The 19,363-nt window shown below is 65.6% G+C and carries 15 protein-coding genes; 7 read left to right on the top strand and 8 right to left on the bottom strand.

The features are described 5' to 3' along the window. The 5 genes from HG718_RS07830 to HG718_RS07850 are packed head-to-tail and all read right to left on the bottom strand — an operon-like array spanning position 1 to position 5,231. Positions 1-516, bottom strand: a complete 516-nt coding sequence (locus HG718_RS07830) for a GNAT family N-acetyltransferase (RefSeq protein WP_160587540.1) — start codon at positions 514-516, stop codon at positions 1-3. Continuing rightward, complete coding sequence (locus tag HG718_RS07835; protein WP_160587539.1) at positions 513-2,033, bottom strand: NAD(P)H-hydrate dehydratase; 1,521 nt, start codon at positions 2,031-2,033, stop codon at positions 513-515. The genes HG718_RS07830 and HG718_RS07835 overlap by 4 nt, the downstream gene beginning before the upstream one ends. A 32-nt stretch (positions 2,034-2,065) precedes the next feature. Next, the gene (locus HG718_RS07840) at positions 2,066-2,647 is read right to left on the bottom strand and encodes a histidine phosphatase family protein (RefSeq protein ID WP_160587538.1); all 582 of its coding nucleotides are present in this window, start codon (positions 2,645-2,647) and stop codon (positions 2,066-2,068) included. A 27-nt stretch (positions 2,648-2,674) separates the two neighbouring features. Beyond that, positions 2,675-3,628, bottom strand: a complete 954-nt coding sequence (locus HG718_RS07845) for an N-acyl homoserine lactonase family protein (RefSeq protein ID WP_160587537.1) — start codon at positions 3,626-3,628, stop codon at positions 2,675-2,677. A 43-nt stretch (positions 3,629-3,671) separates the two neighbouring features. Beyond that, positions 3,672-5,231 (bottom strand): acetyl-CoA acetyltransferase, encoded by a 1,560-nt coding sequence (locus HG718_RS07850; RefSeq protein WP_160587536.1) that lies wholly within the window; start codon positions 5,229-5,231, stop codon positions 3,672-3,674. A gap of 62 nt (positions 5,232-5,293) precedes the next feature. Here HG718_RS07850 and HG718_RS07855 point away from each other — a divergent pair, with 62 nt between their 5' ends. After that, the gene (locus HG718_RS07855; RefSeq protein WP_160587535.1) at positions 5,294-5,869 is read left to right on the top strand and encodes a hypothetical protein; all 576 of its coding nucleotides are present in this window, start codon (positions 5,294-5,296) and stop codon (positions 5,867-5,869) included. A 12-nt stretch (positions 5,870-5,881) separates the two neighbouring features. Here the strand turns inward: HG718_RS07855 and HG718_RS07860 are convergent, their stop codons facing one another. Beyond that, positions 5,882-7,051, bottom strand: coding sequence for an aminotransferase (locus HG718_RS07860; protein ID WP_160587534.1), 1,170 nt, complete (start codon positions 7,049-7,051; stop codon positions 5,882-5,884). A 454-nt stretch (positions 7,052-7,505) separates the two neighbouring features. On the opposite strand from HG718_RS07860, the gene HG718_RS07870 reads away from it, so the two are divergent. Together HG718_RS07870 and glnA are read left to right on the top strand one after the other, a co-directional pair. Then, positions 7,506-7,844, top strand: a complete 339-nt coding sequence (locus HG718_RS07870) for a P-II family nitrogen regulator (protein WP_027843296.1) — start codon at positions 7,506-7,508, stop codon at positions 7,842-7,844. 175 nt (positions 7,845-8,019) lie between these two features. Continuing rightward, positions 8,020-9,429: a type I glutamate--ammonia ligase gene (glnA, locus tag HG718_RS07875; protein ID WP_027843297.1), complete on the top strand. Its 1,410-nt coding sequence runs from the start codon at positions 8,020-8,022 to the stop codon at positions 9,427-9,429. Positions 9,430-9,499: 70 nt separating this feature from the next. Here the strand turns inward: glnA and HG718_RS07880 are convergent, their stop codons facing one another. Further along, on the bottom strand, positions 9,500-10,420 hold the full coding sequence (locus tag HG718_RS07880) for a LysR family transcriptional regulator (protein WP_160587533.1): 921 nt from the start codon (positions 10,418-10,420) through the stop codon (positions 9,500-9,502). Between the two features lie 114 nt (positions 10,421-10,534). On the opposite strand from HG718_RS07880, the gene HG718_RS07885 reads away from it, so the two are divergent. After that, the gene (locus HG718_RS07885; RefSeq protein ID WP_160587613.1) at positions 10,535-12,052 is read left to right on the top strand and encodes an amidase; all 1,518 of its coding nucleotides are present in this window, start codon (positions 10,535-10,537) and stop codon (positions 12,050-12,052) included. 12 nt (positions 12,053-12,064) lie between these two features. Next, on the top strand, positions 12,065-12,397 hold the full coding sequence (locus tag HG718_RS07890; protein WP_027843300.1) for a darcynin family protein: 333 nt from the start codon (positions 12,065-12,067) through the stop codon (positions 12,395-12,397). A gap of 987 nt (positions 12,398-13,384) precedes the next feature. On the opposite strand, the gene HG718_RS07895 is transcribed toward HG718_RS07890, so the two are convergent. Continuing rightward, a complete protein-coding gene (locus HG718_RS07895; RefSeq protein WP_160587532.1) occupies positions 13,385-14,692 on the bottom strand; it encodes an NADH:flavin oxidoreductase/NADH oxidase family protein in 1,308 nt (435 codons plus the stop codon). A gap of 337 nt (positions 14,693-15,029) precedes the next feature. On the opposite strand from HG718_RS07895, the gene parE reads away from it, so the two are divergent. Continuing rightward, a complete protein-coding gene (gene parE, locus HG718_RS07900) occupies positions 15,030-17,111 on the top strand; it encodes a DNA topoisomerase IV subunit B (RefSeq protein ID WP_160587531.1) in 2,082 nt (693 codons plus the stop codon). A gap of 443 nt (positions 17,112-17,554) precedes the next feature. Further along, positions 17,555-19,303: a DEAD/DEAH box helicase gene (locus HG718_RS07905; protein WP_160587530.1), complete on the top strand. Its 1,749-nt coding sequence runs from the start codon at positions 17,555-17,557 to the stop codon at positions 19,301-19,303. Positions 19,304-19,363 lie beyond the last annotated feature (60 nt).

Raw genomic sequence — 19,363 nt, forward strand, 5'->3', positions numbered from 1 at the left:
TCATCCAGCCCGGAGGGGCCGGTCATACCATTGCACGTCCCAGTAGCGGCCGAACTTGAAGCCCACTTCGGGGAAGACGCCGCAGGGCTCAAACCCCATGCGCCGGTGCAGGGCGTCTGATGCGTCATTGGGCAGCGTCATGCCGGCCAGCAGCCGGTGGACTGGGGCACCTTCCAGCGCGTGGAACAGCGCTTCATAAAGGGCGCGTCCGAGCCCCTGCCCGCCGAAGCCGTCGCGGATATAGATGGTGGTCTCCACCGACCGGTCATAGGCCGCCTTGGCGCGGAACGGCATGGTGCCCGCATAGCCAAGAATCTCGCCACCCCGCTCGGCCACCAGCAATTGGTGCGGCCCGGTCTCGCGGAACTGGCCCAGCCAGGCTGCCCGCGTCTCCACCGTGAACGGCTCGATATCGAAGGTGATCGCCGTCTCGCGCACATAGTGGTTGTAGAGATCAACGATCTGCGCGAGGTCCGCGTCGCGGGCGTGGCGGGTAACGGCGGTGGTGGCGGTCATGGCAGATAGGCCTCCAGCTCTTCCAGCACCTCCGGCAGCATGTCGGGCAGGTCTTCGGCGATGAGGCCGGGGCCGAAGCGGGTTGCGGCTTCGCCGTGCAGCCAGACGCCGATGCAGGCGGCCTCGAAGGCGGGCACACCTTGCGCAAGCTGGGCGAGGATGAAGCCGCCCAGCACATCTCCCGCCCCTGCCGTGGCAAGGGTCGGCGGGGCGTTGTCGTTGATGGCAATGCGCCCGTCCGGGGCGGCGATGACCGTGTCCGCCCCCTTGAGCACCATCACCGCCTTGCTCCGGGTGGCTGCTGCGCGGGCGCGGGCGGGCTTGCCGCCGTCTATCTCTGCAAGGTCCGGGAACAGGCGGGCGAACTCGCCGTCATGGGGGGTCAGCACGGTCGGCGCGGTGATCGCGTCAAACAGGATTTTCTGGTCGGCCTCGAACGCGGTCAGCGCATCCGCGTCCAGCACGACCGCCGCGCCGCTGCGCAGCACGGCTAGGGTGCGGGCGCGGGTAAAGGAGCTGACGCCGGCACCGGGACCGATGAGGGCTGCGTTCTTGCGCCTGTCTTCGAGGATCGCGGTCAAGCCAGGCGCGCCGTCGAACTCAGCCAGCATGATCGCCGTGAGGTGGGCTGCGTTTTCCGCCAGCGCGTCCTCCGGGCTGGCGACAGTCACAAGCCCCGCGCCTCCCCGCAGCGCGCCGCGGGCGGCAAGGCGGGCTGCGCCGGTCTTCGTCGCCGGGCCGCTCACCACAAGCGCGTGGCCGCGGCCATATTTGTGGCCCGCGTCCTCAAGGCGCGGATAGGCATCGCCCCACAGCTCCGGGGAGTTGTGGAAGGCGGACGGATTCACCACTTCGATGGACCGGTCGGGGATGCCGATATCGGCGACCGCCAGTTCACCGCAGGCCGTGCGCCCCGGCAGCAGGTAGTGCCCCGGCTTGGCGCGGTGGAAGGTGACTGTGAGGTCAGCGGCAAAGGCCGTCCCCAGGATCGCGCCCGTGTTGCCGTCCACCCCGCTCGGCACATCCACCGAGACGATGACGGCGTCAGCGTCGTAACTGCGTTCGGCCAGCGCTGCCGGGATGCCGTCGAGGGGGCGGGTGAGGCCTGCACCGAACAGGGCATCGACCACCAGCGCTGCGCCATCCATCGCGGTTTCGGCCAGCGGCAGCACGTCGCCCTGCCAGTCGGCAGCGGCAAGGGCCGCATCGCCGGTGAGAGCATCACGCTTTCCCAGCAGATACAGCGTCACCGGCCAGCCGCGTTCCGCCAGCAGGCGCGCGGCAACAAAGCCATCGCCGCCATTATTGCCCGGCCCGCACAGGATGACTGACGCACGCGGGCTCCAGCGGTCGCAGATGGCATTGGCCAGGGCCGTGCCCGCCGTTTCCATCAGCGTGCGCCCGGCGATCCCCTGCTCCACCGCGAAGGCATCAGCCCGGTACATTTCGTCCGTGGTCAGAAGTTCCGGGCCGGGGCTTTCCGGCGTGCCGTAGGCTGCGGGCAGGTCTGGGTGCATGGGCGGCGTTCCAGAATTATCGGACGGCAATTTTATCGGACAACAGTGTCCGCCTCACGGCCGAGGGAGACGACCTTGAGCAGTTCCGGCGTCACGTCGAAGCAGGTGATGGAGCAATTGTCCGGGCGGAAGCACACCACGCGGTCATCATCCATAGCCGCCCCCACCGCCGCATTGATCGCGATGAAGTGGCTGAAGATCACCGTGTCTTCCTCGAGCTGTTTCAGCCGGTCCACCAGCGCGTTGCGCCAGCCGACGAAGTCAACGCCCGTGGAGGTAGGGTCCTTCTCGATGTCGGCCCAGGTGCCGGGCATGATGCGGCGCAGCCACTGGGCGCGCTCGTCGAGATTGTCCGTCGGCGACGGGATTTCGCTGACGGCGGGCTCCACCACCGGCACGGCGGACCAGAGGCGCGCCAGCGGCATGGAGGTTTCGCGGCAGCGCTTCAGCGGGCTCGTCATCAGGGGGAAGGTGATGTCCGGCCCCACGGTGCTGACGATCTCATTGGCCACCGCCTCGGCCTGGGCCTGCCCCTCGGCGTCGAGGCCGGGGTCCGCGTCAGCCCCCCACCCTGCTGCGGCCTTGCCGTGACGGATCATGTAAATGCGGGGCATGGGTTACTCCGTTGACTGGTACGAGAATTAGTCGGCCCGCGGGGCGAGGCTGACACGAATGGCATCCTGCGGCCACTGGGCCGGTTCATGGCCATAAAGAACGCGGACGCCCGGCAAGTCGGCCTCCAGCGCCTTGAGGCGCTCAATGCTCTGCGCGGCCCTGTCGAGGTCAGCACCCAGCCCGCCGGGGGCCGTATGATGATATGTGGCTTTGAGATGGGCGGCATCGAAGGTGAGCAGCAGCGGGCCATCCGAGCCGTTGAGCAGCGCCGACAGGTGGCCCGGCGTGTGGCCCGGTGTCGGCAGCAGCCAGATCGACCCATCGCCCAGCAGATCCGCCGCGCGCGCCACATGGGGCATGGGCAGCCAGCCTGCATCGGCGGCCTCGATGCGCATGTCGGCGCTGAACTGGTCGTAGCGATAGCCCTGGGTCTCCCGCAGCGGGCTCTTAAGGGCTGCGATCTCATCAGCGGCGGCGATCACCACCGGGTCATAACGGGCCAGCAGCGGGCCGATGCCGCTTGAATGGTCGCCATGAAAATGAGTGGCCACCACATAGTCCAGCTTGTCGATGCCGTCGCGGGCAAGCTGGGTCACCACGTCCTGGCCGGGCTGGTTGCGGCAGGGAAAATTCAGCACAAGGAGAATGTCGTAGCTGCACTCCCCCGCCCGCACGCCGGTATCAAACAGCACATTGGTTCCTGAAGGGTGCTGCACGAGATAGGCAACGGACGGCACCCATTGTTCGGTGCCCGCGCCTTCCGGCACGCCCGCCACATCCTCGTTGATGAGGACGCCGTCGCCGGCGAAGACTTCCCCGGTGACATAGGCCGTGACGGTGAGCGGCACGGGGGCCGCCGCCACCGCCTGCCAGGAGGCAGGGGCCTCGGTGCCCCAGGGGGCTTCGGCAACTTCCGTGATGTCGCCGATGTCGCAGGCGGCAAGCGTCAGGACGGCAGCGGCGGCGGCCAGTGCCGCCACCGCCCCGCGTCGCGCAGATGACAGGAGCCGCCTGCACATCCGGTCAGATCTTCGGGGTGAAGATATTGGGGCCGAGCGCGCCCTTTTCGTTGGGCTTGCCCGGTTCCACCGTGCCGACGACACCGAGCATTTCCTGCTGCTTCATGGTCTCGAACAGGGCCGGGTCGTTCGGCACATGCGCCACGAAACGGTGGCCCGTATCGGTCTTGCGGCCGACCACGAGTCCAAACTGCGCGCCCTGGCGGCCATGCACCACGGTGTAGGTCTCGATCTTGCCCTCGCCTTCCGGCAGGTCGTCCACCACCGGGTGATCCATGGCGTTGAGCTCGGCCTGGTAGGTGGCCGGGTTCTCGCGCTCCCAGGCGCCTTCCTTCGGCTCGGTCGAATAGATGCCGATGGAGTGCTTGGTGACGAACCAGCCATTGGCGGTGCACAGGCCCTTGGTGCCCGGCTTGGCACGCAGCTTGTCGAGCATGGTGGCGATGGAGTGCATCACGTAGTTGTTGCCGGGCCCGCCGAAATAGGGAAGCCCGCCCGTGACCGTGAAGCCGCGCGGATCATCCAGCGCGAGGCCCAGTTCCTGCGCGCCGATTTCGACGGCGGACGGGAAGCAGGAATACAGATCGAAATAGTCGATGTCGGAGACCGACATGCCGGCCATGTCGAATGCCTTGCGGCCCATGGTGCGGATGGCCGGCGACGAGTGGAAGTTGACCCGCTCTGACACGTACCACAGGTCGTTGGCGTCGCCGCAGCCATGCAGATAGACCCAACGGTCCTCGGGGATGCCGAGTTCACGCGCCTTGCCGACACTCATCATGATGAGGGCGGCGGCCTGGTCAACGCGGATAATGGAGTTGAGATACTTCGTGTACGGAAAGCCGACATAACGGTTCTTGTCCGTCTCGGTGGCGATTTCTTCCGGCGAGCGGAAGGTGGGGAACCACGCATAGGGGTTGGTTGCCGCCACCTCGGTGAAGCGCGAGAACAGCTTGCCGAGTTCGAGCTGGTGATCCTTCACGCTGCGGCCAAGCTCGCCGCGGATCGCGTTCTCGAACAGCGGATAGGTGTTGACGGGGAAATACATCGCGTGGCGATGCTCCATCTCGTTCACACCGGGTTTTTCAACACCGATCTGCGTCGGCTCGCCGCCGGGATTGTCACCCCAGTCCGGCACCTGGCCCTGGGTGACGGCGGCCAGCAGACCGCCCAGCGCTTCGGAGCCTGCCAGCAGCGCACAGTCCGTCTCGCCATTGGCGATTTCTTCGGCGGTGCGGTTCACCAGCCATTGCGGGGTGTTGCCGCCGGTGGCGGTGTAAAGCTCGCGCGCGGGCTTGGCGCCGATGGCATTGGCAAGCGTGCGCGGGGCGTTGGGATACTGGTTCTTCGGCAGGCCGCCTGCTTCGGGGCTGTCTGCCGTGAAGCGGACCACCGCGACCGTATCGAGCGCCTTTGCCAGCGCGTCCCCGCCCTTTGCGTCGGCCAGTGCCCGCTTGGCGGCCTCGGCCATGATCTGCATGGGCGACAGCAGATCGGCGATCGCCACGCCCTTCTGGGTGAACTGGCCGCCGCCGACGAGAATGGGGGTATTGGCTTCAGGCATCGGGTCTCCTCGCAGGTATCCTTGGATTTTGTTGCCCGGATAGATGCACGAAGCGCTGCGCCTTGTCACCCGACAACCTGTCACCCTTGACGGTTGATTTGATGTCGCATCGGTCCACAATGGCTGCGGGAGGGACCATCATGACAAATGACACAACAGGGCATCGGCGCGGCCCTTCAACCGGCGCCACCTTACTCATGCCGCTTGCCGCGGCAGCGGCCTTTCTGGCTGTCACGGCATTTTCCCAGACGGCCGTTGCGGAAACAGACCCGGACCTGTCCGGCGTCACCGCAGACACGCCGGACGAGATCGGCGCCGCGCCGTTTGAATATGAGGAGTTGGAAGCTCTGCGTGATGTCACGCCGCGGTTCGGGCGACGCATCACCGTATGCGCTGGCCAGAGCCTTCCGGGCTGGGCGATTTACAATGTGAGCACGGATTTCACAGCCTGCGGCGGCGGCTGGGATAGCAAGTGGCACCTTATCGAACTCAATGGCGCGTCGCCCGGGCAGACGGCGGTCGTCTGCACGCGCAGCGCGATACCGCCCGGATGGGTCGTCACCGGCTATAGCACGAACTTCACCATGTGCGGCCGCAATGCGGGCCGCAATAATCTGAAAACGATCCGCTTCCCCTGAGGACGCGTTTCATCATCGCTGCAGATAGCGGGAGAGGCAGGCGACCGCCTCTTCCAGTAAGGTCGGCTGCTTGCAGAAGCAGAAGCGGATGAAATTGGTGGCGCGGCTGGGTGAGCCCGGCGCGTAAAAGGCGCTGATCGGCACGGCTGCGACTTTCGCGTCCGTGGTGATGCGGCGGCAAAACTCCGTATCCGGCTCATCTCCGGCGACGGGGCGGATATCGGCAGTCAGGAAATAGGTGCCCTCGCAAGGGCTGATGGCGAAGCCCGCGGCCTCCAATCCCGCGCGCAGCAGGTCGCGCCGCCCGGCGAGATCGGCGGCCTGGTCGCGGAAGAAGCTTTCCTCCTTGCCCAGCCCATAGGCCACGCCCAGCTGCAGGCCCGGCGGGGTGGTGAAAACAAGGTTCTGGTGCGCCTTGGAGATGAGACTCACAAGATCAGCCGCGCCCGATACAAAGCCCACCTTCCAGCCGGTGAGGGAGAAGATCTTGCCGGCGGATTGAATGCGCACCGTGCGGGCTGCCATGTCCGGCAGGGTCATGAGCGGGCGGTGTGCCGCGCCGTCAAACACCATGTGCTCATAGACCTCGTCGCATACCGCCACCACGTCATGCATCCGGCACAGGCGGGCGATGGCGTCGAGATCCTCGTCACCGAAGACGCGGCCGAGGGGATTGTGCGGCGTGTTGAGCAGGATCAGCTTGGTGCGGTCGCTGAAGGCCGCCGCGAGCTCATCATGGTCCAGCGACCAGGCGGGCGGATGCAGGGGCACGCAGACGGCCTTGGCGCCGGCCGCCTCGATCACCGGCAGATAGGTATCGAAGAACGGCTCGATGAGGATTGCCTCATCCCCCGGCTTGAGCAGGGCGGACAGGGAGGCGGCCAGCGCCTCGGTGGCGCCTGAGGTGATCAGCACCTGGCTCTGCCAGTCCAGCATCATGCCGTAGAAGCGCTGGGCATGGGCAGCCACGGCCCGGCGCAGATCCGGCAGGCCCATCATGGGCGGATATTGGTTCGGCCCGTTGATGATCGCGTCCGCTGCCGCCGCGCGCACATCATCCGGCCCCTCGTCATCGGGAAAGCCCTGGCCGAGATTGATGGCCCCGGCCTCCGCTGCCAGAGCCGACATGATGGTGAAAATGGTGGTGCCCTGGGCGCCATAGACCGGGTTCGGGGCTTTCATCGTGCTATCCCTCTTTTGAGCGGCATCCTGTTTACCTTTTTGGCGCAGGGTCCGCACGTCCCGTTCCGTGCTCAATTTCCGGGCGCAGGCCCGGGCCCGCCCCTGAATTCCGCCACCCTGCCCCACCCATTCCCGCCTCTTGCCTGGTCCCGGCTCTTCCGAGCGCATAAAACTGACCAAACAACAGGCATGATTGCTGCCTGTTTTTTCACCTTGCTGACGCTTTTTTGTGCAATGACTGTGCTGCTGGGCCGGGCAATTCGGTGCCGGGTTAACGAAGTGCTTGAATCCAAAGCGCTTTCAGACGGGTCTCGGACTGGCATGAGGCGTGCTATGGCCGGGGCAACAGAATGTGCGGTATCCGGCCGGTGCCGCTGCCCGATCCCCGGGCCCTTCGCGGGCCAGACCATCCCGGGCGGATGACCGGCAGGACAGTGTGGAGACCTTTAGGGGCATGAAAAAAATCGAAGCGATCATCAAGCCGTTCAAGCTGGATGAAGTGAAGGAAGCGCTCAACGAGGTTGGCCTGCAGGGCATCACCGTGACCGAGGCCAAGGGCTTTGGCCGTCAGAAGGGCCACACGGAGCTTTATCGCGGTGCCGAATATGTGGTGGACTTCCTGCCCAAGGTGAAGATCGAGGTGGTGCTGAGCGAGGACCGGGTTGAGCCGGCGCTTGAAGCCATCCAGAACGCTGCGCGCACCGGACGCATTGGCGACGGCAAGATCTTCATCACCAATGTTGAAGAAGTCGTGCGAATCCGTACCGGTGAGACCGGCGAAGACGCGGTCTGACCGGCCGCCCCGGAGCGCCTTGCGCGCCCAATAAGCCACGGCGCGCCTGCCGCGCCGGCTGACAACAGAATTCGATACCCGCATGCGGCCCCCCGGCTGCCTGCGATCCGTCAAAAGGAAAACGGGGCCCAAGGGTCCCTTGAGCGTTAAGACCACAAGGAAAGGAATGACGCCTATGTCCGATGCCGCTTCAATCTTGGCGATGATCAAGGAGAAGGACGTCAAGTACGTCGACCTCCGCTTCACCGATCCGCGTGGCAAGATGCAGCACGTCACCTTCGACATCGACCTCGTGGACGAAGAACTGTTCAGCGAAGGCACGATGTTCGACGGTTCCTCCATCGCCGGCTGGAAGGCGATCAACGAGTCCGACATGGTTCTGATGCCGGACCCCGAGACCGCCGTGATCGACCCGTTCTACGCCCAGACCACGCTCGCCATCATGTGCGACATCCTGGAGCCGTCCACGGGCGAGGCCTATGACCGCGACCCGCGCACGACCGCCAAGAAGGCCCTGGCCTATCTGCAGCAGACCGGCATCGGCGACACCGCGTTCTTCGGCCCGGAAGCCGAGTTCTTCGTGTTCGACGACGTGCAGTTCTCCGCAGACCCGTACAACACGGGCTTCCGCGTCGACTCCGTCGAGCTGCCGACCAACACCAGCACCGAATACGAGATCGGCAACCTCGGTCACCGTCCGCGCACCAAGGGCGGCTACTTCCCGGTGAACCCGATCGACAGCGCGCAGGACCTGCGCTCGGAAATGCTTTCCGTTCTCAAGGAAATGAACGTCGACACCGAGAAGCACCACCACGAAGTGGCGGCGGCGCAGCATGAGCTGGGCATCAAGTTCGACACGCTCGTCCGCGTGGCCGACAAGATGCAGATCTACAAGTATGTGGTGCACAACGTGGCCCACGCTTACGGCAAGACGGCCACCTTCATGCCGAAGCCGGTGTTCGGCGACAACGGCACGGGCATGCACTGCCACCAGTCGATCTGGAAGGACGGCAACCCGCTGTTCGCCGGGTCGGGCTATGCGGACCTGTCGGAAACCTGCCTGTACTACATCGGCGGTGTTCTGAAGCATGCCAAGGCCATCAACGCCTTCACCAACCCGTCCACCAACTCCTACAAGCGTCTGGTGCCGGGCTATGAGGCACCGGTGCTGCTGGCCTATTCGGCCCGCAACCGTTCGGCCTCCTGCCGTATCCCGCACGGTACAAGCCCGAAGGCAAAGCGCATCGAGATCCGCTTCCCGGATCCGACCGCCAACCCGTATCTGGCCTTCACCGCCATGCTGATGGCCGGCCTCGACGGCATCGAGAACAAGATCCATCCGGGCGACCCGATGGACAAGGATCTCTACGCCCTGCCGCCGGAAGAACTGGCCAACGTGCCGACGGTGGCCGGCTCGCTGCGCGAAGCGCTTGTGGCGCTGGACGAAGACCGCGACTTCCTGAAGAAGGGCGGCGTGTTCACCGATGCGCAGATCGACGCCTATGCCGAACTGAAGTGGGAAGAAGTCGAGCGCTTCGAAATGACCCCGCATCCGGTCGAGTACGACATGTACTTCTCGGTCTAACGGCCGGCCGCAAGACACAAGGAAAAGGCCGGGGCATGTCCCCGGCCTTTTTCGTGGGCGCAGCTTTGCGTCAGGGTGCTTCAAGGGTGCCGTTACCACCTGCTTCCAGCATTTGCATCAGGAACCGGGCCGCCGGGCCCGGGGGCGTTCGGGTGCGCCAGAGAGCGGCGAAGCGGCGCAGGGGCAGCTGGGCGATGCCGTCGCAGGCAAGATAGGCGAGCCGTCCCTGCGCAACGGCTTCGGCGGCGGCACTTGCCGGGACGAACCCCCATCCGGCTCCGCCCGCGATCAGGGCGATCTGGGTCGCGAGATCGTTGACATGCCAGAGATCGGTCCTGTGCTGCCGGTAATCGGGGCGGGTGTTTTCATCCGTGGGCGGAAGGCCCGAGGGCAGGTAGATCTGCCGGTGATGCTCCAGCGTTTCGAGCGGCACAGGCGCGTTACGGGCGGCAAGGGCGTGGCGCGCGCCGATCACCACGGGCATTTCCTCCGCCAGCACCTGCCGGCCATCGAGGTCCTGCCAGGCCAGCCCGCGCTCCAGCGCAGTGATGCCCAGCTGCACCTCGCCGCCGGTGAGCCGGGCAATGACATCGCCGCCGGTGAGGTAGCTGAGATCGACCGCCACTTCGGGATGCGCGTCAGCCAGCCGCGCAAGGCCGTGTGCCAACACCGCAGGCGGCAGGGAATGCTCCACCGCCAGCGACAGGGTTGTCTCGCTGGCCTCCCGCATGGCCGCGGCCTTGCCCTCCAGCCGCTCCACGCGCCGCAGCAGCACGCTCACCTCGCCCAGCAGCGCCTGCCCCTCCTCCGTCAGGCCGGCGCGGTAGCCACCGCGATCCACCAGGGTCAGGCCCAGATGGGTCTCCAGATTGGTGATGGCGTAGCTGATGGCTGAGACCTGGCGATTGAGCCTGCGGGCAGCCTCCGCGTAGCTGCCGAGCTCCGCCACCGCCTGGAACACGATGATCTGGTCGAGAAAATTGGGATGCATGGCCTGTTCTGATTATCCGAATATGATCTTCGGCTTTATCCGTATTTTCCAAACATGCTGCCATGCCTAGCTTTGCGGGACCAGATCACTGGCCAGCATGCGGGAGGAAATGACATGGCACCGCTCTCCGAAACCGGCATATCCCGGCGCACCTTCATCCAGACTTCGCTGGCGGGCACGGCCCTCGCCGCCCTGCCGACACCCCTGCGCGCAAAGCTGCCCGCCATAGCGCGGGATCTTGCCCGGCTTGATGCCACCGCCCAGGCGGCGCTGGTGCGCGCAGGTGACGTGACCGCGTCCGATCTCGCGGAGGCTGCCATCGCCCGGATCGAGGCGCTGAACCCGGCCCTAAACGCGATTGCCAGCAAGGGCTTTGAGGCGGGGCGCGCCCTGGCCCGCTCCGGACCGCCCGCCGGAGTGTTCAGCGGTGTGCCGTTTCTCATCAAGGACCTGATCGAGTTTCCGCCGCTGCCGCATATGGCGGGCTCGCGGCTGATGGCGTCGAATGTGGGCAGCTTCGCGTCCCCTTACGGCGCCCGCGTCAAGGAGGCCGGGCTGGTGGTGCTCGGCACCACCACGACGCCGGAGTTCGGCCTTCTGCCGACGACGGAGCCGCTGCTGACCGGGGCCACCCGCAACCCGTGGGATACGGACCGCATTGCCGGTGGCTCAAGCGGCGGCGCGGCGGCAGCGGTCGCCTCCGGCATGGTGCCCATTGCCCATGCGAGTGATGGCGGCGGGTCGATCCGCTTTCCGGCGGCCTGCTGCGGGGTGTTCGGGCTGAAGCCCAGCCGCGGACGCAATGTGGAGGCGCGCCGGGAGCCGAGCCCCATCGGCGTGGAGAACTGTTTCTCGCGGTCCGTGCGCGACAGCGCAGCGTTCCTGCACCAGACGCAGCAGCGCGGGCCGGACGCACCGCTCACCCCCCTGCCCCTCATCACCGCGCCGGGCACGCGCAAGCTGCGCATCGGCGTCACCGTGGCAAGCTATACGGGCAGCCTGCCGGATACCGACACCGCGGACGCTGTGATGGCGACGGCTGAGCTGTGCCGTGCGATGGGGCATGAGGTGGAGGAGGTGGCCTGGCCGTTTGACGGCCCGGCCTTCGTGGATCACTTCCTGACCCTGTGGGGGCTGGGGGCTGCGGCGATTGCGGCCAGGGCACGGGCGGCGCTGGGCCCTGACGCAGACCTGTCGACGGTGCTGGAACCCTGGACGCTGGGTCTGGCAGCCGAATACGGCCCGCGCGGCGAGGCGGGGGCTGCGGCCGCGTTCGAGAATTTCCGCCATGTGGCCGAGGCCATGGCCGGGTTCTTCGAGGATTATGACCTGCTTCTGACCCCGGCCCAGAGCGAGCCCGCGCCTGCCATCGGCCACATGGCGCCGACGGTTGCCTTCGATGTTCTGCATGAGCGGGTGATGACCTTTGCCGCCTATACGCCCTGGCAGAATGCTGCCGGGACTCCGGCCATGTCGGTGCCGCTCTATCAAAGCACCGGCGGGCTGCCGATCGGGATCCAGTTTTCCGCCGCCATGGGCCGCGAGGACACGCTGCTGGAAATGGCCTATGCGCTTGAAGACGCCTTGCCCTGGGCGGACCGGTGGCCGGCGCACTCCGCCGTCACGCTGTAGGAGGGCCGTGCCATGGGCGACGTCTATACGATCTTCATCCTGCTGCGGGCGCGGACCGCGTGGCTGAAGCTCAGCCATGCGGAGCGGGCGGCGATCGGCCGGGCCGCCTTTGCCCGGCGCTTTGACGGCATGACCGTGCGCTATTTCGATGCGGAGGCCTTCACCGCCCAGTGCAGCGATGTGCTGGTGGTGGAGACACCGCGCCTTGATGACCATCGCCGGCTGATGGACCATCTGCGCGACAGCGAAATTTTCGCGCATCCCTATTTTGACCTCGTGTCAGTCATCCCCGCTGTTGAGGATGTCTACCGGGACCTTTCGCCCGCAGCGGCGCAGGGCGGTTAGGGTTATCTTCCGTTTACGGAGTTTCTGGCACATCTATTGGTCAGCAAAGCTGACTCGATTGTGCTTGATGCTGCACTGCAAAGAGATTCAAGCTTTGACCATAACAAAGGGAGGTTTGGAAGATGACCCCACCGACGCAGGGCACTACGGCCTGAGACGGCTTGTCTCGAAAAAGATGCGGCAAAGGCCCTTTGCAGAGCTACCCGACGCATGACCCAGGGCCTTTCATGCAGTGCAACACTGCATGACCCGGACGGACTTTCTGACGACCCTCAAGGAAACGGTGCGTTACCACGTGCGCTCTCGCGACTTATCGCTAACCCATGCACAAGACAGCGCTGAAGGCGTGGCGGCATCCGCTTCCGCAAAGACCGGCAGAAAGACATAATCCGCAGGCGGATTACCTTGAGAGGAGCACCCGCCTCCGGATGTCATCCCGGACGATCGATCCAGCCCCTGGCGGGCCAGGTTCCGGGACGTCCCTCCATCGCCTCGCCACGATCAGCGAACCACGATCGGCTGATCAAGGAGGCACCTCCGCATCACGGGACCCGCCGGCATACGGCAGACCCTCACCTCTCCGGCACCGTGCCGGGGATACATAAAATCCGCGCGGGGGATTTCACCCGCAGGACTGGAAGACGGAAAGACAGGATCAAAGTGCAGTTTGGCAGGCCCGCCCGAGACGCGATTGCCTGCAGCCGGATGGACTGAAAGGCGCCCCCCTGATGCGCAGCGTAAACCACCGGCCCCTCGCCCCGGCGATGCATCACCCGCATCGCGGTTGCGGCCCGGACGGACGCCCTGCACCGGCCCCTGTTGATCCACACCCAAAGAAGCCCGGCCCATAGGCTGAGGGCGGGGAGCTGAAACTCCCGAAAAAAGACGGCCCCGCGAGATGCGCTGCATCCACCAAGGCGGGGCCGTCGCTTTTTGTATGTTCCCGTTTGTGTTTGGTCGTTTCCGTGTGGCTGGAAGCCGGTGCGGTCAGGCGGCCTTTGCCATAGCCTTTGCGGCTTTCTGCTCGTTGGACATGTAGCTGCGCAGGGCCTTGAACACACTCATGCGGGTGTCCGGGTTCTGGCCGTCGCCCATGCGCATGATCTGCAGGCAGTACCAGCCCTGCACACCCCAGGCATTGAGGCCGCGAATGAGGTCGATGGGGCTGTTGGGGCCGAAGATGCGCGTCGGGCCGAGGCGCAGTTCCTTTTCCCATTTGCGCACTTCGCTGACGGACCCGTCCAGCAGCTTGTTGGGCAGGGCCGCATCGACGCAGAGCGGGCGGGCGATGCCGACCACATCCGTATCGCCGGAGGCCAGCGCCTCGTTCATGGCAGCGATCGTGCGGAAGCCGCCGGTGACCATCAGCGGCGTCTTGCCGACGGCCTTGGAGATGTCGCTGGCATATTCAAGGAAGTAAGCCTCACGCTTGCGGGTGGAGGAGCGGACCTTTTCCTCGTAGACGGGCTCAAAGCCCTCGGTGTCCATCATCACCGGCTGCTCGTAATTGCCGCCGGAAACCTCCAGCAGGTCGAGGCCCGCATCGTCGAGCCATTTGGCGACCTGGATCGAATCCTGGTGGCTGAAGCCGCCCTTCTGGAAGTCGGATGAGTTGAGCTTCACCGAGATGGGGAAATCAGCCCCCACCCTGGCGCGCACGGCCTTGACGGTTTCCATCAGCAGGCGGGCGCGGTTCTCGAGGCTGCCGCCCCATTCATCGGTGCGCTGGTTGACGCGCGGATTGAGGAATTCCGAAATCAGGTAGCCATGGGCGCCGTGGATCTGCACGCCGGTGAAGCCGGTTTCGCGGGCGATGCCGGCGGCATGGGCGAAGCGCTGGATGATGTCCTCGATCTCGTCACCGGTCAGCGCGCGGGGCTTGCCGAACTGGCCGCCCGGCATTTCCACCTCGATGGCGGAGGGGGCCACCGGCTCCTGGGTGACGGCTGCCGGGGTCTGGCGGCCGGCATGGGACAATTGCATCCATAGATGGGTGCCGTTGCGGGTGCCCGCCTCGGCATAGGCGGCAAGGGCGGCCCGCTGCTCGTTGGACTGGGGACCTTCGATCACCACATTGCCCGGCCGCTCAAGGTAGCGGCGGTCCACCTGCACATTGCCGGTGAGCAGCATGCCGCTGCCGCCATCCGCCCAGCGCTCATACAGGCGCACATGGCGCGCGGTGGCGCGGTTTTGCGGGTCAGCCAGCCCCTCGGTCATCGCGCCCTTGGCGATGCGGTTCTTGAGGGTGGCGCCGCATGGCAGGGTCAGCGGCGAATTGATGGTGGTGTCGGACATGGCTGCGTCGGCCTCCTGAGTGGACTGCGAATTCCGGCGCAGACGGGAGGCCCGTGGCAAGCCCCCTCTTTGCCAGCATGCAAAAACGAATGAGTCAGGCCGTCGGAAATGACTGCCGTTCAATTCAGCTAACCACAGTCAGCCGCACATTCAAGGCGCTTTGCCCAATGGCGGAAGCGGCCGCAGCGGGCGGCTGTCGCGGCGGGGCGCAATTTTGCCGTTCCGGCGTGTAAACTTGGTGCGAATCAGACACTTCATCCCGACGTCCATCTTCCGTCGCGGGGCGATGTGGCCTAACAAGGCTGCCCGCTTCGTTCCCTAGCTGTTCCGGATTTCCATGGCCCGCGCCACCAAGACCTCCTCCTCCGACACGCCCGACCTGTTCAGCGGGGCTTCCGCCCCGAAACCGGCAGCCGCCAGGGGCGCTGTGAAGCCCGCGCGCAAGAGCGCGGCAAAGTCATCGGGTGCGGCGGCGCCGAAAGATGGCAGCGGCTATTCGGCCAGCGACATCGAGGTGCTGGAAGGGCTGGAGCCGGTGCGGCGGCGACCGGGCATGTATATCGGCGGCACGGATGACCGCGCCCTGCACCATCTGTTTGCCGAAGTGCTGGACAACTCCATGGACGAGGCCGTGGCGGGTCACGCCACGCGCATCGAGGTATCGCTTGCAGCCGACGGGTCGCTGTCGGTGTCGGACAATGGGCGCGGCATTCCCGTGGACCCGCACCCCAAGTTCAAGGACAAGTCCGCCCTTGAAGTAATCCTCACCACGCTGCATGCGGGCGGCAAGTTCTCCGACAAGGTGTATGAGACTTCCGGCGGCCTGCACGGCGTTGGCGTGTCAGTGGTGAACGCGCTGTCGGAGTTCCTGGAAGTGGAAGTCGCGCGCGACAAGCAGCTCTATCGCCAGCGCTTCGAGCGCGGTCACCCGGTAAGCAAGCTTGAAACCGTCGGCAAGGCACCCAACCGGCGCGGCACGACGGTGACTTTTCATCCGGACGCGGAGATTTTCGGCAAGGGGGCGACCTTCAAGCCGGCGCGGCTCTACCGCATGGCGCGGTCGAAGGCCTACCTGTTCGGCGGCGTGAAGATCGAATGGAAATGCGCGCCTGAACTGCTGGACGGCAACGGCACTGTCCCGGCGGAAGATGTGCTGCACTTCCCCGGCGGGCTTGCGGACTATCTCGCCACCACGATCGACGGCAAGGAGACCGTTACGGCGGAGACCTTCTCCGGCAAGCTGAAGGCCAAGGGCTCGGCCGGCACGGTGGAGTGGGCGATCGCCTGGCTCGGCAATGCGGACGGGTTCTGCAATTCCTACTGCAACACGATCCCGACGCCCGAGGGCGGCACCCATGAGGCGGGCCTGCGGGCGGCGCTGTCGAAGTCGCTCAAGGCCTATGGCGAACTCACCAACGTCAAGAAGGCCGCCTCGATTACCGCCGAAGATGTGATGGGCACCGCCTGCATCATGCTGTCCGTGTTCATCCGCGAACCGGAGTTCGTCGGCCAGACGAAAGAGAAGCTCTCCTCTCCGTCGGCGCAGAAGCTGGTGGAATCCACCTTGCGCGACCATTTCGACACCTGGCTTGCATCCAAGCCGCAGCAGGCCAACCGGCTGCTTGAATGGGTGATCGACCGGGCGGATGAGCGGTTGCGCCGCCGCCAGGAAAAGGAAGTGAGCCGCAAGGCTGCGACGCGCAAGCTGCGGCTTCCGGGCAAGCTGGCCGACTGCACCAATTCAAGCGCTTCGGGTTCCGAGCTGTTCATCGTGGAGGGCGACTCGGCCGGTGGCTCCGCCAAGCAGGCGCGGGACCGCAAGACGCAGGCCGTGCTGCCCCTGCGCGGCAAGATCCTCAACGTGGCCAGCGCCACCAGCGCCAAGCAGGCGCAGAACCAGCAGATCTCCGATCTCATCCTGGCGCTGGGCGTGCAGACGGGCACGCGCTACCGCGACGAGGACCTGCGGTATGAGAAGGTCATCATCATGACCGACGCCGACGTGGACGGCGCTCACATCGCAACGCTGCTCATCACTTTCTTCTACCAGGAGATGCCGGAGCTGATCCGCAACGGCCATCTCTATCTCGCGGTGCCGCCGCTCTACCGTCTCGCCCAGGGGGGCAAGACCATGTATGCGGTGGATGATGCCCATAAGGACGCGCTGATGGAGAGCGACTTCAAGGGCACCCGCAAGGTCGAGATCAGCCGCTTCAAGGGTCTGGGCGAGATGCTGCCGGCGCAGCTCAAGGAGACCACCATGCGCCCCGGTCACCGGACGCTGATGCAGATCATGGTGCCGGACGAGGACCAGGACGAGACGAGGAAGCGGGTGAGCGAACTGATGGGCACCAAGCCCGAACTGCGATTCCGCTTCATCCAGGAAAACGCCGCCTTCGCGACCGATCTGGACATCTAGGCAGCCGGACGCGCCGCTGCGCCGGCCCGGAATCCCCCACGAGCCATGTGCTTTTTTTGCGACAATCCCGCCGGATTGCGCCGAAAACGGCGTGAGAGCGCGTTGCCATGCCCCTGCGCAGGGCTGCACTTCGTTGACTTTCAAGCGCTTTTTCTTATGTTGCAGCGCAAATAGAAGCCTGTCTGGCTGCGGCCGCCGCAACTTGGCCCCGCGCCCGGACAGTCGGTGGGGCATGAGGCCTCTCGCGCGCCGGCTTCTGTTTCTCAGGTATCGGATTGGGTCCGGTGACCTGTGTTCGCGCGCCGCAACCGAAGCGCGGCGCTGATTTGGACCGTCCGGCGGTCTGTCCCGGGGAATGGGCCCCGGCCATCCCTCCGGACCTCTGACCGACGCCAGCGGCTTCGCCATTTGCGAACCGACCGTCCTTTAAAAAACGAGACTTCATGACCTTTGACGATTTCGGCCTTAACGCCGACCTGATGAAAGCCATCAACGAAGCTGGCTATTCCGAGCCCACGCCCATCCAGGCGCAGGCCATCCCCAAGGCGCTTGCTGACCGCGACGTGCTTGGCATCGCCCAGACGGGCACCGGCAAGACTGCCTCCTTCACCCTGCCGATGATCGAGCGCCTGTCCAAGGGCCGCGCCAAGGCCCGCATGCCGCGCTCTCTCATTCTTGAGCCGACGCGCGAACTGGCCGCTCAGGTGGCGGACAATTTCGAGAAATACGGCAAGTATCACAAGCTCTCCATGGCGCTCCTGATCGGCGGCGTCTCCTTCGGCGACCAGGACAAGAAGATCGACCGCGGCGTCGATGTGCTGATCGCCACGCCGGGCCGCCTGCTTGACCACGTCGAGCGCGGCAAGCTGATGCTCACGGGCGTGCAGACGCTGGTGATCGACGAAGCCGACCGCATGCTGGACATGGGCTTCATCCCGGACATCGAGCGCATCTGCAAGCTGATCCCGTTCACCCGGCAGACGATGCTGTTCTCGGCCACCATGCCGCCGGAAATCGAGAACCTGGCCAACAATTTCATGCAGGCCCCGGCCCGCATCGAAGTGGCCCGCGCCTCGACCACCAATGCCAACATCACCCAGCGGCTGATGACCTGCGGCAGCCGTGAGAAGCGCAAGACGCTGACCGAGCTGATCCGCCGCGAAGACATCCAGAACGCCATCGTGTTCTGCAACCGCAAGCGCGATGTGGACAGCGTGGCCAAGGCCCTGAAGAAGAGCGGCATCGACGCCTCCCCCATCCATGGTGATCTCGACCAGTCCGTCCGTACGCGGACGCTTGGCGCGTTCAAGGATGGCGAGCTGAAGGTGCTGGTGGCCAGCGACGTGGCCGCCCGCGGCCTCGACATTCCCGAAGTCAGCCACGTATTCAATTACGACGTGCCGACCCATGCCGAAGACTATGTGCACCGTATCGGCCGCACCGGCCGCGCGGGCCGCAAGGGCTTCTCCTTCACCCTGGCAACGCCGGATGACGGCAAGTATCTGGACGCGGTGGAAAAGCTCATCGACATGAAGATCGAGCGCGCCACGCTGGACGGTGACACCAAGCCGGATGCGGATGATGCCGCCAAGCCGGCCAAGGCTGCCGACGAGGCAGACGCCACCGAAACAGACGACACCGCTGCAGCCACGGCAGATGGCGAGGCTGCTGACGCCACGGAAGTTTCCGAAGCCACTGACGCCACCGAAACCAAGGCATCTGACGCCGGAACCGAGGACGGCTCCGACGATGAGCAGCCGAAGCGCCGCCGCCGCCGCCGTGGCGGCCGGGGCCGTGGCCGCAGCCGCAAGAGCGATGACGCGGAGATGGATGCCGAGGCAGACGATGCCGGTCAGGATGCCGTCGCCGCGGACGCCGAAGACGATACATCCGACAGCCGCCCTGCCCGCCAGGACAAGTCCGAGAGCAAGGCCGGCGATGGCAAGCCGGGTGACGGCAAGTCGGGTGAGAAGCGCGGCCGTGGCCGTGGCGGCCGCAACAAGGGCCGCGACGGGGGCCGCAATGGCGGTGACAACGACCGGGTGATTGGCATGGGCGACCACGTCCCTGCCTTCATTCTCCGCCCCATCCGCCGCAGCCAGGCGAAGCCCGCGGATGCCCAGACCGATGGTCAGGCAACATCATCCGACGCCTCCGCCGACGACACCGCGCAGGAAAGCGACGCAGCCTGATCCGGCTGATCAGGCCACATCAACTGGCTTGAAACCTAACCAAATCTTCACTGGACGGAT

This window comes from Pyruvatibacter mobilis, from assembly GCF_012848855.1.
Lineage (GTDB): Bacteria > Pseudomonadota > Alphaproteobacteria > CGMCC-115125 > CGMCC-115125 > Pyruvatibacter > Pyruvatibacter mobilis.

Bases quoted from the DNA above. Each gene is read 5' to 3' on its own strand.
- HG718_RS07870 (WP_027843296.1), top strand. From the start codon at position 7,506: ATGAAAAAAATCGAAGCGATCATCAAGCCGTTCAAGCTGGATGAAGTG.
- HG718_RS07895 (WP_160587532.1), bottom strand. From the start codon at position 14,692: ATGTCCGACACCACCATCAATTCGCCGCTGACCCTGCCATGCGGCGCC.
- HG718_RS07905 (WP_160587530.1), top strand. From the start codon at position 17,555: ATGACCTTTGACGATTTCGGCCTTAACGCCGACCTGATGAAAGCCATC.
- HG718_RS07850 (WP_160587536.1), bottom strand. From the start codon at position 5,231: ATGCCTGAAGCCAATACCCCCATTCTCGTCGGCGGCGGCCAGTTCACC.
- parE (WP_160587531.1), top strand. From the start codon at position 15,030: ATGGCCCGCGCCACCAAGACCTCCTCCTCCGACACGCCCGACCTGTTC.
- HG718_RS07860 (WP_160587534.1), bottom strand. From the start codon at position 7,051: ATGAAAGCCCCGAACCCGGTCTATGGCGCCCAGGGCACCACCATTTTC.
- HG718_RS07880 (WP_160587533.1), bottom strand. From the start codon at position 10,420: ATGCATCCCAATTTTCTCGACCAGATCATCGTGTTCCAGGCGGTGGCG.
- glnA (WP_027843297.1), top strand. From the start codon at position 8,020: ATGTCCGATGCCGCTTCAATCTTGGCGATGATCAAGGAGAAGGACGTC.
- HG718_RS07840 (WP_160587538.1), bottom strand. From the start codon at position 2,647: ATGCCCCGCATTTACATGATCCGTCACGGCAAGGCCGCAGCAGGGTGG.
- HG718_RS07890 (WP_027843300.1), top strand. From the start codon at position 12,065: ATGGGCGACGTCTATACGATCTTCATCCTGCTGCGGGCGCGGACCGCG.
- HG718_RS07830 (WP_160587540.1), bottom strand. From the start codon at position 516: ATGACCGCCACCACCGCCGTTACCCGCCACGCCCGCGACGCGGACCTC.
- HG718_RS07885 (WP_160587613.1), top strand. From the start codon at position 10,535: ATGGCACCGCTCTCCGAAACCGGCATATCCCGGCGCACCTTCATCCAG.
- HG718_RS07835 (WP_160587539.1), bottom strand. From the start codon at position 2,033: ATGCACCCAGACCTGCCCGCAGCCTACGGCACGCCGGAAAGCCCCGGC.